A 16,259-nucleotide genomic window follows, 5' to 3' on the forward strand; every position below is an offset into this window, starting at 1 on the left:
ATCGAATTTTCATCGAGACCAACAACCTCGCGGCATAATATTACAAGAGAAATATTACCGAGTATTCCCGTAGAACTGTGACAGAAGTAAAGAAGCTCAAAGATACCGTTAATCTGCCCAAGACCAAGTTTGACATGCGGGCAAACGCCGTCAAGCGAGAACCAGAAATCCAGAAATTTTGGGCAGAAAACCGAATTTACGAAACCCTGTCGCAGAATAATCCCGGTGAAATTTTTGTCCTCCACGACGGACCTCCATATGCCAATGGTGATTTGCATATGGGTCATGCTCTCAACAAAATTCTCAAGGATATCATCAACAAATACAAGCTGCTGCGCGGCTATAAAGTTCGCTATGTACCTGGATGGGACTGTCATGGGTTACCCATCGAACTGAAGGTGTTGCAAGCCATGAAGTCCGAAGAACGGGAAGGTCTAACCCCTTTAAAACTTCGCCGCAAAGCAAGAGATTTTGCCCTGAAAACGCAAAAAGAACAATGCGAGGGCTTCAAACGCTATGGCGTTTGGGGAGACTGGGAACATCCCTATTTAACGCTGACTCCCGACTACGAAGCGGCGCAAATCGGCGTCTTCGGTCAGATGGCCCTGAAAGGGTATATCTATCGAGGATTAAAACCCGTTCACTGGAGTCCCAGTTCGCAAACCGCCCTAGCAGAAGCAGAATTGGAATATCCAGAAGGTCACACCTCCCGCAGCATTTATGTGACTTTTCCCATCACCCAAGCAGGAGAAGCAGCTAAGGAAGTTTTAACCCCATTTATCCCCAATCTCGGTGTTGCCATCTGGACGACAACTCCTTGGACGCTTCCAGGAAACCTAGCCGTTGCTCTCAATCCCGATTTAACCTATGCAGTAGTAGAAGCGGATTCTTCTTTGTGCCAACACCGATATCTCATCGTTGCCAAGGATTTGGTCGAGAGGTTATCAAAAACCTTTGGCGTGAACCTGACAGTCAAAGCAACCATTTTAGGAAAAGACTTAGAACATACCACCTATCGCCATCCTCTTTACGATCGCCTTGGCGAGATCCTCATCGGCGGAGATTATGTTACCACTGAGTCCGGTACGGGTTTGGTTCATACCGCACCCGGTCACGGACAAGAAGACTTTATAGTCGGTCAGCGGTATGGATTGCCTATCCTTTCCCCCGTAGACGACAAGGGCAATTTTACGGCAGAGGCGGGACAGTTTGCGGGGTTAAACGTCCTCAAAGATGCCAATGAAGCGATTGTTAAGGAACTGCAAGAAAAAGGCGTGCTTCTCAAAGAAGAACCCTACACGCATAAATATCCCTACGATTGGCGCACCAAAAAACCGACGATTTTCCGCGCGACAGAACAGTGGTTTGCATCAGTCGAAGGATTCCGGGATGAGGCACTAAAAGCTATCAAATCCGTCAAATGGATTCCAGCCCAAGGCGAAAATCGCATCACCCCAATGGTAGCCGATCGCGCGGATTGGTGCATCTCTCGTCAGCGGAGTTGGGGCGTTCCCATCCCCGTTTTCTACGACGAAGAAACCAACGAACCCTTGATGACCGAGGAAACTATTAATCATGTCCGGGAAATTATTGCCCAAAAAGGTTCCGATGCTTGGTGGGAGTTATCGGTAGAGGAATTATTGCCTCCAACCTACCGCAATAACGGACGCAAGTATCGCAAGGGAATGGATACGATGGATGTCTGGTTCGACTCCGGTTCTTCTTGGGCAGCAGTTCTCAAGCAACGAGAAGAATTAAAATATCCGGCGGATATGTATTTAGAAGGGTCAGACCAACATCGCGGTTGGTTTCAATCGAGTTTGTTAACCAGCGTTGCCACTAATGACATTGCCCCTTATAAAATGGTTTTAACTCATGGCTTTGTTTTAGACGAACAAGGTCGCAAAATGAGTAAATCGTTGGGAAATGTCGTCGATCCAGCCGTTATTATCGAAGGCGGCAAAAATCAACAACAAGAACCTCCCTACGGGGCAGACGTGCTGCGGTTATGGGTATCTTCAGTCGATTATTCTGCCGACGTTCCTCTCGGTCCAAATCTTCTCAAGCAGCTAAACGACATTCGCGGAAAAATTCGCAATACAGCCCGATTTTTATTGGGAAATTTGTATGATTTTGACCCAGAAAACCATGCGGTTTCCTACGAACAATTACCCGAATTAGACAAATACATGCTGCACCGGATAACCGAGGTGTTTGCAGAAGTGACGGAGGCATTTGAAACTTTCCAATTCTTCCGCTTCTTCCAGGTGGTGCAGAATTTCTGCGTGGTAGATTTATCGAATTTCTATCTCGATATCGCCAAAGATAGACTTTATATTAGCGCTCCAGATTCTTGGCGCCGTCGCAGCTGTCAAACGATTTTAGCAGTAGCCGTAGAAAATTTAGCAGTTGCGATCGCGCCCGTACTATGCCATCTAGCAGAGGATATCTGGCAATTTCTTCCCTACAAGACCCCTTACAAGTCCGTCTTCGAGTCTGGATGGGTAAAAACGAAAGATGAGTGGAAAAAGCCAGAATTAGTCGATTCCTGGTTAAAATTCAGGCAGATCCGCAATGAAGTCAATAAGGTAATGGAGTTGGCGCGAAATGGTAAATCGATAGGCGCATCTTTAGAAGCGAAAGTGTTGCTTTACGTGTCGGATGGAGAGTTACGAAAGCAGTTAAATTCTATCAATCCGGCCGACAGTTTGAGTGGCAATCGAGTCGATGAATTGCGCTATCTGTTTTTAGCCTCTCAAGTAGAATTAGTTGATTCTCTCGAAGCAATTGCTTCAGCAGACTACAAAAGCGAATCCGATCTCGTTTCTGTTGGCGTTGTCAAAGCTGATGGGCAAAAATGCGAACGCTGTTGGAATTATTCGACTCGTGTAGGAGAGTTTCCAGAAGCTCCGACGATTTGCGAGCGATGCAACGCGGCACTAGCTGGGGAGTTTTGATTGAAGCTCGCGTTTCGGGAAGCATTGCGCTATCCTAAAAACAGCTTGTAGGCTAGATTGTGGCTTTCGTCCCAGTAGCGATAGCCGAGTGTATCGAGAAAAGCCTGCCACTCCTCCATCTCGTGGGGAGGAACCTGGATCCCAACAACAATTCGCCCGTAGTCTGCCCCGTTGTTGCGGTAGTGGAAGAGACTAATATTCCAATCGGGACTCATGGAATCGACGAACTTCATCAGTGCACCGGGACGTTCGGGAAACTCAAACCGATAGAGCAACTCATGATGGGCGAGGGGAGAATGTCCTCCAACCATGTGTCGCAGATGCAGTTTCGTCAATTCGTCATCGGTTAAGTCAAGGGTTTTAAAACCGTTAGCTTCAAAAGTTGCGGCTATTTTTACCGCGTCGGCGCGGTTTTGAATTTGAACGCCGACAAAAATATGAGCGGTTTGTTTATCGGCGATGCGATAGTTAAACTCGGTCAGATTGCGTTTGCCGATACATTCGCAAAACTTGCGCAGACTGCCTGGTTCTTCAGGAATGGTGACGGCAAAAATAGCTTCGCGGCGTTCGCCCAACTCCGCTCGTTCTGCAACAAAGCGAAGGCGATCGAAGTTCATATTAGCACCGCAGGCGACGGCAATTAAAGTTTGTTCCTGAATTTGTTCTCGTTCTACATAGGCCTTAGCTCCCGCGATCGCAAGCGCCCCCGCAGGTTCTAAAATCGATCGCGTATCCTCAAACACGTCTTTGATGGCAGCGCAAGTATCGTCCGTCCCCACCAGAATAATGTCATCTACGTACTGTTGGCACAACCGAAAGGTTTCTTCGCCCACTTCCCGCACTGCCACGCCGTCGGCAAATAAGCCCACCTGAGACAAACGTACCCGCTTTCCGGCTTTGAGGGATTGGTGCATGGCATCGGCATCCACTGGTTCAACGCCAATAATTTTAATTTCGGGACGCAATCGCTTCACATAAGCTGCAATTCCAGAAATCAATCCGCCCCCTCCAATGGCTACAAAAATGGCATGAATAGGTTTCTGATACTGCCGCAAAATTTCCATGCCAATCGTTCCCTGTCCGGCAATCACATAGGGATCGTCAAAGGGATGAATAAAGGTCAATCCTTTTTCCGCCGACAGTTGACGGGCGTAGGCATAAGCATCGTCGTAGGTATCCCCATATAACACGACCTCTCCCCCGCGCGCTTTAACCGCGTCTACTTTCACTTGGGGAGTAGTCACTGGCATGACGATAATCGCTCGCGTTCCCAGCACAGAAGCGCCGAGGGCAACTCCTTGGGCATGGTTTCCCGCAGATGCGGCAATTACTCCTTGTGCCAACCGCTCCGGCGGCAATTGTGCCATTTTGTTATAAGCCCCCCGCAGCTTGAAGGAAAAAACTGACTGCATATCCTCCCGCTTGAGGAGAAGTTTATTATTAAGCCGTGTCGATAGATTCGGAGCGTATTCTAAAGGCGTTTCTTGGGCAACATCATATACGCGAGCAGTCAGGATTTGTACCAAGTAGTCACAATACATGAATTGACACTCCCACGGCTACGCTTCGCTTTCTTAATCTTTATGAAACAACGACTTCTTGAGGGGCTTCGCTTTCAGCCGTTTCCTTCTGCTGCAACGCTGCATAGAGACGATTGAGCGCACTGATGTAAGCGCGAGCAGAAGCAACGATAATATCGGTATTCGCTGCATGACCGGAGTAAATTCTTCCTTCGTGCCGCAGGCGAATGGTAACTTCACCCATTGCATCAATCCCTGCCGTGACAGACTTGACGGAAAACTCGATCAGTTCGTTAGGGATGTTCACCACTCGATTGATCGCTTTGTAGACGGCATCCACGGGTCCCGTACCAATGGCAGCATCCATAAGTTCTTTTCCGTCTGGGGTACGCAGCGCAACTGTGGCAGTGGGACGAGCATTATCGCCGCAGGAAACTTGTACTAACTCTAGGCGGAATAGTTCCGGTGCGGTATTAATTTCGTCGTTGACAATTGCCTCTAAATCCCAGTCGGTAATCTCTTTCTTTTTGTCGGCGACTTCTTTAAAGCGCAAGAACGCTTTATTGAGATCGGTTTCCGATAGATCGAATCCCAATTCTTTGAGGCGAGTGCGAAAGGCGTTGCGTCCCGACAGTTTACCAAGCACGATCTGATTGTTGGTCAAACCGATGGACTCGGCATCCATAATTTCGTAGGTTAGCTTGTGCTTGAGAACGCCATCCTGGTGAATGCCCGACTCGTGGGCAAAGGCATTGGCACCCACGATCGCTTTGTTGGGTTGTACCATCATCCCTGTCAGGTTGGATACCAGGCGGGAGGTGCGGTAAATCTCTTTAGTATTAATATTTGTAAGCGGTTCGGTGGAGTCGGCGGGTCGTCCCAAGAAGGGGTTAAAGTACTGGCGGCGCACGTGCAGCGCCATTACCAATTCTTCCATAGCGGCATTGCCTGCCCGTTCGCCGATGCCGTTGATGGTGCATTCGAGCTGTCTAGCCCCATTTTTAACGGCTTCGAGGAAGTTGGCGACTGCTAAACCCAGGTCGTTGTGTCCGTGGACGGAGATAATGGCGCGATCAATGTTGGAGACGTTTTCTTTGATTCCTTTTATCAACGCGCCAAATTCGCTAGGCGTCAAGTAGCCTACCGTATCGGGAATGTTGACGGTGGTTGCCCCTGCTGCGATCGCGCTCTCCAGTACCTGATAGAGAAATTCCGGATCGCTGCGTCCGGCATCTTCTGGCGAGAACTCTACGTCGTCTACCAGCGACTTGGCATAGGCGACCATCTCCGGCACGATCTGCAAAACTTCCTGCCGCGTCTTTTTGAGTTTGTACTCTAAGTGGATATCAGATGTAGCGAGAAAAGTGTGAATTCTTTTCTTAGCGGCGGGCTTGAGGGCTTCTGCTGCGGCTTTGATGTCCTGTTGGGTCGCTCTTGCCAAACCGCAGATAGTGGGTCCTCCTTCGACTCCAACGGCTTCGGCAATTTTTTGAACGGCTTCAAAATCTCCCGGACTGGCGTAGGGGAAGCCTGCTTCAATTATGTCTACTCCCAGTCGTGCTAGTGCCGTCGCGATCGTTAGCTTTTCATCTACATTCAGGGTAGCTCCTGGCGACTGTTCGCCATCTCTGAGCGTGGTATCGAAGATGATAATGCGATCTGGTTGATTATTCATGGCACTATTTGCACGTTATTTGAGAATTTTTGGCAAAACTTATCGATAATATCGGCTTAAATTCTATATTAAGCCATTAATTTGTGAGTTGAATAGATTAAGAATCCGTTTTTTCGATCTTGTCGCGAATGTCATTGAGGTCGATGTAGCGATCGGTGGCATTTCTTAGCTCTCTGGCAATCATTCCTTCTGTCGATACAACGGTGATGTGGGTATTTTTAGAACGCAGGAGTTCGATCGCTCTCTCAAAATCTCCGTCGCCGCTAAATAAAATAACGCGATCGTATTGATCGACAGTATTAAACATATCTACAACAATTTCTATATCGAGGTTAGCTTTTTGGGAATAGCGACCGGAACTATCGTCGTAATATTCTTTTAAAATTTTGTATCTTACCGTATAGCCGAGGCTGATTAATGCATCTCTAAAACCCCTTTGATCCTGAGAATCTTTTAAGCCAGTATACCAAAAAGCATTAATCAAAGTAACGGTAGGATCGCTGGTAAAATATTCTAGAACGCGCCTAGGATCGAAAAACCATCCATTTTTTTGCTGGGCATAAAACATGTTGTTTCCATCGACAAAAATAGATAGTCTATCCTTTTTTTGACAAGTACAATTATTAAAGTAAGTCATAAAAGCTCATACCTAATTTTTTTAAAGATAACTAATTTAATTACATAATTTAATCTACTATTTTAGCAGCTTTTTTTAGTAAAAAGCCGAGGGCAAAATTTACGATTTTTAGATTCCTATAAGTAGGCAAAATTTTTCCTACTTAGATGAGATAGGAACACCAATCGCTCCATCCACCGGGATATAACTTAGCTGTACGGATTCCAGCAAGTTCCATCGAGAAAAGGTTGACGCAAGCCGTTACCCCAGAGCCACAGTAGACGATAATTTCGTCAGCTTGTTGATAATCTGCCCATAGTTGCTGCTGTCTGGAGAGAGGCTGAAGGTTGCCTCGTTCGTTAGAAACCAGTTGCCAAGGGGAATTGACAGCGCCGGGGATATGCCCGGCGATCGGGTCGATGGGTTCTCTTTCGCCGCGATAGCGATCGCCGTCTCTAGAATCGAGCAACACTACCGAGGGCGAATCTTTCCTCGCTCTAACCGTTTCGATATCGACAATCCAATCGGGTTGAGGATTGGGCGCGAAGTTGCCCGATTTGGGTGCAGGAATCGCATCGCAGACGGGATATCCGTCCGCTATCCATCCCTGCCAGCCACCGTCGAGGAGAGCAACCCTATCGTGTCCGAGATAACGCAACAGCCACCACAGGCGAGCGGCAAAGGCAAAGCGAGAATCGTCGTAAGCCACTACTAGGGTTTCGCCAGAGACAATGCCGATGCTGGCAAGCTTTTGAGCTAGCAAATCGCGATCGGGCAAAGGATGTCGTCCGCCGTGTTTGTTCGGGGGAGCGGAGAGGTCTTTTTCGAGATCGAGATAGTAAGCACCAGGAACGTGACTGGCGAAATATTGTTGATATCCCCATTGAGGATTCGCTAATTGAAAGCGGCAATCGACTACAACAACCTGTGGGTCATGCTGTGGGTCATGCAAGCGCTCCCAAAGCCACTGCGGCGATACAACGCATTGAATTTTTTTCATTTGAATTAAACATAACAATTACAGAAGTAAAGAGTTAATATAGTTTCCGATAATTAGGAACGTTAGAGAATTCTAGGGGTCATTGACAGCAATTGGGGTTTCCGAGGAAAATTGCTTGACGATTAACAAACAATTGCGATCGTCATTCGTGCGAGTATAGCTCAAATGAGAAGCAATTTTCTGTAAAATAACTAATCCCTGACCGTGCCCGGACAAACGATCGTTGCGCAGGGCAACATTTTTCAGAAATCCGTCTAAATCGAAATAAGAACCGCGATCCCAGATGCGCATTTCTATACTTTGCTGACTCAGAACGATTTCCACCTCAATGGGAGTTTCAGGGGGAAGATTTCTGTGGGCGTGTCGAACAGCATTGGTAAACCCTTCCGCTAGTGCTAGTTGGCACTGCAACCAATCTTTTTTGGGAATCCAAGGTTGATAAAGTCGGTCAAAGTGTTGCAGAAGAAGGTCTAATGCTTGTAAGGCGCTCTCAACCTTGAAAGCACTTCTTATGGGAAGTCTCAACTGTTCAAAGCCTCTTAAATCGACTAAGGTTGAATCAATACGGCTAGGGTATAGCTTTTGTTGGCTATTCGTCCAGTCGAACTGGAGTATCATGCTACTTACTTTGATTACTGATTCACATCCGATCCAATTATCTCACTGTCTTAACGATGTCAACTTCAGATTCAAAAATTTGGTTAGAGAATTTAAAAGTTTCTCCAATCTAATCTCGCCTTCTTACGCTCTCTACACGCACGCAACCTCTTATGGTAAAAATACTGATTATTGACGACGATAGCATCGTTCGGGTTTTGTTGGAGCGAACCCTCACTCAATGCGGCTATGAGGCAATTATCGCTAGCAACGGCGAGGAAGGCTTGGAAAAAGCATTACATGTCCGTCCGGCGTTAGTGATTTGCGATTGGTTAATGCCTGGCATGAACGGGTTGGAGGTTTGTCGTCAGATTAAGACAACTCCAGAACTTTCCACGACATTTTTTATCTTGCTCACTTCCTTGGGATCGATTGAAGATCGGGTTAAAGGGCTAGATGCGGGGGCAGATGATTTTCTGTGCAAACCCATTGAGATGAACGAGTTGAAGGCAAGGATCAGGGCGGGATTGAGATTGCATCAACTCAGTCGCGATCTGCAAATTCAAAAACAACTTTTAGAAGCTGAATTGGCAGAAGCAGCGGAATACGTTTGCTCTATTTTGCCCGAACCCTTGAACGATCCATCGATCGCCATTGACGTGCGATTTATTCCTTCGCGACAACTGGGCGGAGATGGTTTTGATTATTATTGGTTAGATAGCGATCGCTTGGCTATCTATTTGCTCGATGTTTCCGGGCACGGTTTGCGAGCGGCTTTACCCTCGCTTTCGGTGATTAATTTATTGCGCTCTAGAGGCTTAAGTAAAGTTAATTACTATCGTCCTAGCGAAGTGTTGCGAGGGTTAAATAAAATTTTTCAAATGACTCATCGCAACGATAAATATTTCACGATTTGGTATGGGGTTTACGATCGCAAAAAACTTCAGTTAACTTATTCGAGTGCCGGACATCCGCCTGCTATTTTGCTCTCTCCCAATGCCCAGGGAAAGACCATCGAGCAACCTCTAAAAACTCCCGGTTTTCCCGTCGGCATGTTTGCCGATGCCGAATATACCGATGCCGATTGTCAGATTATCCAGCCTTCTAGCCTCTACCTTTTCAGCGATGGCATCTACGAAATTGAAAGACCCGATGGCAAAATTTGGGGATTAAAAGAATTTATTAAATTCCTAAGAATTTATCATTCAATGCCCCGTCATAACCTAGATTTACTTTTAGATTATATTCAAACTTGGAATACTAAAAAGCAATTTGATGACGATCTTTCCATCATGCAAATTAATTTTTATTAGTTACTTCCATCGCTTGGAAGTTGTAGAGAACCGTTAAAAATTTTTTCTTCTAATTCTTCTCGGCTTGGAAAAATATCAAAAACGCGATCGACATTCGTTAATTCAAATAACATTTTAATTTGCTCGTTGATCGCACAAAGAAAAAGTTTAGCTCCAGCCGAGAGGACGATTTCGCGAGAGAGAACCAAAGCGCCCAAGCCAGAACTATCCATAAAAGTTACATCTTTAAAATCAATGACAACAACATCAGTCTTGTCTTCTACCAGTTTGCTAATCTCTTGTCGAAAGTGACTCGCTTTTGTGCTATCTAAAATACCGGAGGGTTGAAGAACTTTAATAACAGGATTCATAAACTGAAAGCTTGACTAGAAACTGTTGCTTAGCAAGTAGGAACTAGAAATTAGAAATCATTTCCCGATTGCCCATACTTGATGCTCGTACAAAACTGACAGGTTGTCCCAAAAGTGAGAATGTCATGTTGAGCGTAGCGATAGCGAAGCGAAACATCTGAGTATACCAACTCCAAAGAGAGATTCTTCATTACCTTCTCCTGCACTCAGAATGACAAAACAGACTTTTCAGATGACCTCTGAGCCGTTTGGATAAAAAGCGCCGGACTTTGCTAGTATAACTCTCATACTTCCCACAATCAAAGTATTAACATTCACCAATCCTTAAGTTACTACAATCGACTCTCTCAAGCCTAGATTGCCCTCGCTCTGTATTATTTCTTTGCAACCATTGGAAGCAAATTGAATGGAATCCTATGATGTTATTATTATTGGCGCTGGTCACAACGGGCTAGTTTGTGCCGCTTACTTGCTCAAAGCAGGCTACAGCGTCTTAATGCTCGAAAAGCGTCCAGTCCCAGGGGGAGCCGCAACAACAGAAGAAGCCATGCCAGAGGATGCCCCTGGATTTAAGTTTAATCTCTGCGCGATCGATCACGAATTTATTTTTCTCGGGCCCGTCATCAAGGAACTGGAACTCAATCGATACGGCTTAGAATATCTCTGGTGCGATCCGACAGTCTTTTGTCCCCATCCCGATGGCAAATATTTCCTAGCCTATCAATCCCTGGAAAAAACCTGTGCTGAGATTGCTCGTTACAGCCAGCGGGATGCCCAAAAATATGCCGAGTTTATCCAATATTGGTCGCGCTTAATAGGCGCGATCGCGCCTTTATTTAACGTACCACCCCAAGCGATCGTCGATATTGTCAGAAACTACGATCTCGACAGCCTCAAAAACGTTTTAGCGGTTGCTGGTTCCCGCAAAAAGGCGCTTGACTTCATCCGCACAATGATTAGCTCCCCTCAAGATTTGCTCGATGAATGGTTCGACACCGAAATCGTCAAAGCGCCTTTGGCGCGACTAGCGGCGGAAATTGGCGCACCTCCTTCCCAAAAAGGCATTGCCGTAGGCACGATGATGATGGCGATGCGCCACAATCCTGGAATGGCAAGACCGCGCGGCGGTACGGGAGCGCTGACTCAGGCATTGGTAAAGCTAGTTAAAAACAAAGGCGGAGTCATTTTAACCGAACAAACAGTCAAGCAAGTTCTTGTAGAAGATGGTCGTGCCGCTGGCGTGCGGGTTGCTGGCGGCAAAGAATATCTTGCCAAGAAAGGAGTCATTTCTAATATCGACGCTCAACGCTTATTCCTGCAATTGATAGACAAAGCCGATACAGACGATGCCGATCCCGAATTGCGAAAAAGGCTAGAACGCAGAATTGTCAATAACAACGAAACAATTCTTAAAATTGATTGTGCCCTCTCAGAACCGCCTCGCTTTGAAGCTTACGGTCACAAAGATGAATATTTAACTGGCACGATCTTGATTGCCGATTCGGTTAGACATGTAGAAAAAGCACACGCTTTGACAATTATGGGAGAAATTCCCGACGAAAATCCCTCGATTTATTTAGACATTCCAACAATGTTAGATCCTTCGATGGCACCGGAAGGCAAGCATACTTTGTGGATCGAATTTTTTGCCCCCTATCAGATTGCTGGTGCTGAAGGAACGGGATTAAATGGCACGGGTTGGACGGACGAACTGAAAAATAAAGTAGCCGATCGCGTCATTGATAAACTAGCAGAATACGCGCCCAATATTAAGAAAGCAATAATTGCGCGTCGGGTAGAAAGTCCGGCAGAATTAGGCGAAAGATTGGGTTCCTATAAAGGCAATTACTATCACATCGACATGACCCTCGACCAAATGATTTTTCTGCGCCCTCTACCCGAAATTGCCAACTACAAAACCCCAATTAAAGGATTATATTTAACTGGTGCGGGAACCCATCCAGGCGGATCGATTTCAGGCATGCCGGGACGAAATTGCGCTCGTGTTTTTCTGCGATCGCAAGAACCAATTAAGACTTTTTTGCGATCGATTTTTAGGATTGGTTAATAGTTAGTTGTTAATCGTTGGTTGGAGATACTTCTTTGCGCCTTTGCGTGAGGTCAAACAAATGCTTCTGCTCTTCTGTGCTTATTTATTCCCCGATTAACGCCCCATACTGCGCTTCATCCGTTCGAGTTCTTCATCTGTTTCCAAACGCTGAAATTGCGCTTCTAAAGGGTCGGTTGCTCTACTATAACTGCTTCCCCGATCCCAACCGATCGTATCCCAGTTAGACGTGCTTGTGGCTTTAGCTTGAGTCGCTTTAGCTTGAGCCGCTTTAGCTTGGACTTCTTGCTTTCTCTGCTGAATCTGACGCAACAGCTCCTGGGACTGGAGAATACGTTTTCTGGCTCCTTCCATTTGTCCCCAAAGCTGGTTGCCCTGACGCAACAACGCTGCTTCTCTTTCTTGCGCTGCTTGAGCTAGATCCAATCTTCCAGCCGCTTTTGCCTTATCGATTCTGAGATGCCAAGTTTTGATATCTTGAGCGACGGAGAGAATTTCAGTTTCCAAGCGCTGTTTTTCTCGCTCTAGGTCGGTAATTAAGCGTATCGTACCTTGCTCTTGTTCTCGCAGTTGCTCTAGGAGCGCTTGCAACTCCAGATGCGGATTATTGCGTAAAAATTCTTCGAGCCGAGTTTCGAGGAACCGACTAACTTCATCAAATAAACCCATTGTCGATCGCTGGTTGTTATTAGTTCTTCGTTAGTTATATCCCATCCTTGTGACTTTCGACTTCTAACTTCCGACTTCTTTAAAACCCCTGTCCTACCTCAAGAGAGCGAGTCGCGCCGTTGGAGTGGACGATCGCCTGTTGATTCTGTATGCCTACTAGCGTCCAGCCGCTAGCACCAAGAACTTCGCCCTGCTCGAACCGCCGAGTCGTCCCTTTGACATCGAATAATGCATAGGAGCGATCTCCAGATTCCAGCACGCCTACCAGGGTGATGTCTGCCTTATCGGTTTTTGAAGTGGGGGCTGCTTTTGGCGAAGGCATTGCTGTAGGAGCAGGTTTGGGAGCTTCTCCTACTGAGGTTGGCGGGGCTTGCGGATAAACAGGAACGTAGATCTTTTCAATAATAGTCGGTGCGTTCTCAGGAGGCGGAGGCGGTTCGCTGGAAGTCATAGCTGGAGGAATGGCAACCGTTGGCGGAGCGGGTGCCGCAGCGGTAGCTTTTTCGGGTTCTGCTTTGATTCGTTCGAGCGAGCGCTCTAGGTAAGCGATGAATCGAGCATCTGCGGGGGACACTTGCTTAGTTTGAGCGACGGGTTGAGGTTGAGGCTTAGCCGCCCAAGGAAGCGCGAGTCGATCGTTGCTAACCAGCCAAAATAAGACCGTACCGAGATAGGTGCTAGCTGCCGCAAAAAGGAGCTTGTCGATATGCTTCATGTCAAGATACTAGAACGCGATCTTAATATTAAGCCTCTAACCGCCTAATATGCTAATTTTATCAGCAAGTATCCAAAGGCAAACTTAGGAGTTTATGACGAGCAAGAAAACTGAGAAGACGAGGTTTTTAACTTCTTTCAAAAATCAGCCAATTCAATAAACAATCGCTTATAATTGCTCAATTAATTTCTCAATCGCATTGGATAAGAGGGGTGAGGAGCGGAGCATGTACAATATTATTTCTCGAAAAACCATTCCTTGGCTGTTGCTAGGCAGCGATATTGTTGGTCTAATTGTATGTTTTAACGTTGCCTTTTTGTTGCGGATCGATCGTTTAATGAGCTGGGATTCCCTACTTTCTTATGGGATTATTTCACTGTGTTTGTTAGGACTGTATATAGCAGATACCTATAGGCTGGATCGATACGCAGTTCACATTGCTGGTCGCTTGACCCCAGCTCGCGTCCTACTCAGTTTAGCAGTTACGTTTGGACTCGCCAGCTCTTTCATTTATATAGCTGGCTTGTGGGGAAGCCAACCGATTACAGGTCGGGGAATTTTGCTGCTGGGCATGGTTTTTTTTGCGATCTGGGCAGTCATCTCGCGTTTCGCTGTGGTTAGATGGTTGCAGCGAAAGATAGAACAGAGCCGTTGGTTAGTGATTGGCAGTAGAGAAGAGGCGGCACAACTGGAATGCGAATATCGAGCTTTCAGTCCTAAAACCGAGTTTGTTTTTTGGAGCGATCGCGAGGACAAACCCGTTGCTAAGGGCAATCTTGCTTTATCTGTTAGAAGTACGGATAAACTTGCTATCTTGTGCCAACAGCAGTGGTCGGGGGTGCTAATCGCTCAGGACAAGGAACCTTTATCGGATGCAACGGTAAGACAATTAATGGCAATGCGCTTGCGAGGCATATATGTTTATGAGCTATCGGCTTTTTACGAGCAATTTTGGGGAAAAATCCCCCCCGTGTTAATTAGGGAGGATTGGTTTGCTTTTGCGGCTGGATTCAGCCTGCTACACAGTCGCATCAACGTCAAGCTCAAACGACTCTTAGATGTTGTCATTGCTGGATTATTACTAATTGTAATGCTTCCAGCGATGTTGCTAGTTTCCCTAGCGATCGCCATCGACAGTCCCGGACCGATATTCTACAGTCAAGTACGGACGGGACTAAACAGACAAAAATTTAAAGTGCATAAGTTTCGCTCGATGTATCGCGACGCAGAAAAGATGGGGGTACAATGGGCTAGCACGAAAGATTCTCGAATCACCAGGGTGGGAGGTTGGTTGCGAGTCATGCGAATTGATGAATTACCTCAATTGTGGAATGTCCTCAAAGGAGAAATGAGTTTAATTGGTCCTCGCCCAGAACGTCCCGAATTCGATCGCCGATTAAGACAAGAAATTCCTTATTACGATTTGCGCTACTTAGTCAAACCAGGAATTACAGGTTGGGCGCAAGTCAACTATCCCTATGGGGCTTCTGTAGAAGATGCTTACCAAAAAGTTGCCTATGACCTCTACTATCTCAAAAACTATTCTTTGTTGCTCGATGTCATGATTATTCTCAAAACCATACGGGTTGTTTTTCTGGGGAAAGGTCGATGAGTACTCAGAAAATTTTGGTGACAGGAGGGGCTGGTTATATTGGTTCTCACGTGGTACGCCAACTAGGGGAAGCTGGCTATGAAGTCGTCGTTTACGATAACTGCTCTACTGGAGTGCCTTCGGCAGTGCTGTATGGGGAATTGGCAATTGGAGATCTAGCCGATATCGAGAGCTTATATCGAACCTTTGCACAAAATCAGTTTGATACGGTCTTGCACTTTGCCGCTAGTACTTTAGTACCAAATTCGGTGGTTCGACCGCTAGATTACTACACCAATAATAGTCGCAATACGTTGAACTTGCTGCGTTGCTGTCAAGCTTTTGGCGTGAATCAGCTCGTTTTTTCCAGTACGGCAGCGGTGTATGGCAATCCACAAGAAAATCCGGTGTCAGAATCAATGGCTCCATTACCGATCAATCCTTACGGACGCTCAAAACTGATGAGCGAGTGGATGATTCGAGACTATGGACTAGCATCAGGTTTTCGTTATGTCATTTTACGGTATTTTAATGTCGCTGGAGCCGATCCACAAATGCGCATCGGTCAGTATAACCCCAAGGCGACGCATTTAATTAAGGTAAGTTGCGAGGCAGCTTTGGGGCTGCGATCGTCGGTAAGTATTTTTGGGAGCGATTTCCCTACGCCTGACGGGACGGGAATTCGAGATTACATTCACGTGGAGGATTTAGCTGCCGCACATATAGATGCGCTGCGGTATTTACAAGCTGGCGGTAAGAGTGAGGTACTCAACTGCGGCTATGGACGGGGTTATAGCGTGCGGGAAGCGATCGCGATGGTAAAAGAGGTATCTGGAGTGGATTTTCCGGTTTTTGAAGGAGAAAGGCGAGCAGGAGATCCGGCTTGGGTTGTCGCAGCATCGGAACGAATTAGGGAAGTATTGGGATGGCACCCTCGGTACGATAATTTAAAAGCCATTGTGGAGACAGCTTTTGAGTGGGAGAAAAAGTTGTATAAGCTGTAGCTTAATAGTCTGTCAGCGATGTTCTATCGCTGCCTCATAGGTGAAGTCGTCTAAAGACGACTAAATAATATAAATGTTTTAGTCCATTAAAATGGACTTGATATGTAAGCCTGGAAATTGATTTCCAGGCACCTGTTGCGAAGAGTACAAGCTCTCAATTTTAATGTACTTGAGATATAAGACG

General features: G+C 46.4%; 13 protein-coding genes. 5 read left to right on the forward strand and 8 right to left on the reverse strand.

The genetic code is table 11. From position 1 onward, the window contains the following. The first annotated feature begins 134 nt into the window (after positions 1–134). Positions 135–2,957 carry an isoleucine--tRNA ligase gene (gene ileS / locus PLE7327_RS10855; RefSeq protein WP_217523430.1) on the forward strand — a complete coding sequence of 941 codons (2,823 nt, stop codon included), beginning with the start codon at positions 135–137 and terminating at the stop codon, positions 2,955–2,957. A 29-nt stretch (positions 2,958–2,986) separates the two neighbouring features. Here ileS and ilvA read toward each other — a convergent pair whose 3' ends face one another. The 5 genes from ilvA to PLE7327_RS10880 all read right to left on the reverse strand — a co-directional run bounded on the left by ilvA (position 2,987) and on the right by PLE7327_RS10880 (position 8,281). Next, positions 2,987–4,498: a threonine ammonia-lyase, biosynthetic gene (ilvA, locus tag PLE7327_RS10860; protein ID WP_015143877.1), complete on the reverse strand. Its 1,512-nt coding sequence runs from the start codon at positions 4,496–4,498 to the stop codon at positions 2,987–2,989. A 40-nt stretch (positions 4,499–4,538) separates the two neighbouring features. Further along, a complete protein-coding gene (locus PLE7327_RS10865) occupies positions 4,539–6,152 on the reverse strand; it encodes a 2-isopropylmalate synthase (RefSeq protein ID WP_015143878.1) in 1,614 nt (537 codons plus the stop codon). A 97-nt stretch (positions 6,153–6,249) separates the two neighbouring features. Continuing rightward, entirely contained in the window at positions 6,250–6,789 is a 540-nt protein-coding gene (locus PLE7327_RS10870) for an NYN domain-containing protein (protein WP_015143879.1), read from the reverse strand. Between the two features lie 142 nt (positions 6,790–6,931). Beyond that, the gene (locus PLE7327_RS10875) at positions 6,932–7,768 is read right to left on the reverse strand and encodes a sulfurtransferase (protein ID WP_015143880.1); all 837 of its coding nucleotides are present in this window, start codon (positions 7,766–7,768) and stop codon (positions 6,932–6,934) included. Between the two features lie 72 nt (positions 7,769–7,840). Further along, the gene (locus PLE7327_RS10880) at positions 7,841–8,281 is read right to left on the reverse strand and encodes an ATP-binding protein (protein ID WP_041393150.1); all 441 of its coding nucleotides are present in this window, start codon (positions 8,279–8,281) and stop codon (positions 7,841–7,843) included. Positions 8,282–8,538: 257 nt separating this feature from the next. On the opposite strand from PLE7327_RS10880, the gene PLE7327_RS10885 reads away from it, so the two are divergent. Next, on the forward strand, positions 8,539–9,678 hold the full coding sequence (locus PLE7327_RS10885; protein ID WP_015143882.1) for a PP2C family protein-serine/threonine phosphatase: 1,140 nt from the start codon (positions 8,539–8,541) through the stop codon (positions 9,676–9,678). Here the strand turns inward: PLE7327_RS10885 and PLE7327_RS10890 are convergent. Continuing rightward, positions 9,675–10,028, reverse strand: a complete 354-nt coding sequence (locus PLE7327_RS10890) for an STAS domain-containing protein (protein WP_015143883.1) — start codon at positions 10,026–10,028, stop codon at positions 9,675–9,677. The genes PLE7327_RS10885 and PLE7327_RS10890 overlap by 4 nt on opposite strands. A 406-nt stretch (positions 10,029–10,434) precedes the next feature. Here PLE7327_RS10890 and crtO point away from each other — a divergent pair, with 406 nt between their 5' ends. Continuing rightward, entirely contained in the window at positions 10,435–12,096 is a 1,662-nt protein-coding gene (gene crtO, locus PLE7327_RS10895; RefSeq protein WP_015143885.1) for a beta-carotene ketolase CrtO, read from the forward strand. 96 nt (positions 12,097–12,192) lie between these two features. On the opposite strand, the gene PLE7327_RS10900 is transcribed toward crtO, so the two are convergent. Both PLE7327_RS10900 and PLE7327_RS10905 read right to left on the reverse strand, forming a co-directional pair. Beyond that, positions 12,193–12,765 (reverse strand): TIGR04376 family protein, encoded by a 573-nt coding sequence (locus PLE7327_RS10900; protein ID WP_015143886.1) that lies wholly within the window; start codon positions 12,763–12,765, stop codon positions 12,193–12,195. 79 nt (positions 12,766–12,844) lie between these two features. After that, a complete protein-coding gene (locus tag PLE7327_RS10905; RefSeq protein ID WP_015143887.1) occupies positions 12,845–13,480 on the reverse strand; it encodes a hypothetical protein in 636 nt (211 codons plus the stop codon). Positions 13,481–13,706: 226 nt separating this feature from the next. Between PLE7327_RS10905 and PLE7327_RS10910 the strand changes: the two genes are divergently transcribed. Both PLE7327_RS10910 and galE read left to right on the forward strand, forming a co-directional pair. Continuing rightward, positions 13,707–15,092 (forward strand): sugar transferase, encoded by a 1,386-nt coding sequence (locus PLE7327_RS10910; RefSeq protein ID WP_015143888.1) that lies wholly within the window; start codon positions 13,707–13,709, stop codon positions 15,090–15,092. Beyond that, positions 15,089–16,075: a UDP-glucose 4-epimerase GalE gene (gene galE / locus PLE7327_RS10915; RefSeq protein ID WP_015143889.1), complete on the forward strand. Its 987-nt coding sequence runs from the start codon at positions 15,089–15,091 to the stop codon at positions 16,073–16,075. Before PLE7327_RS10910 ends, galE begins: the two co-directional genes overlap by 4 nt. The last annotated feature ends 184 nt before the right edge of the window (positions 16,076–16,259 follow it).

The sequence above is a fragment of the Pleurocapsa sp. PCC 7327 genome, assembly GCF_000317025.1.
In the GTDB taxonomy this organism is placed as follows: Bacteria; Cyanobacteriota; Cyanobacteriia; order Cyanobacteriales; family Microcystaceae; genus Hydrococcus.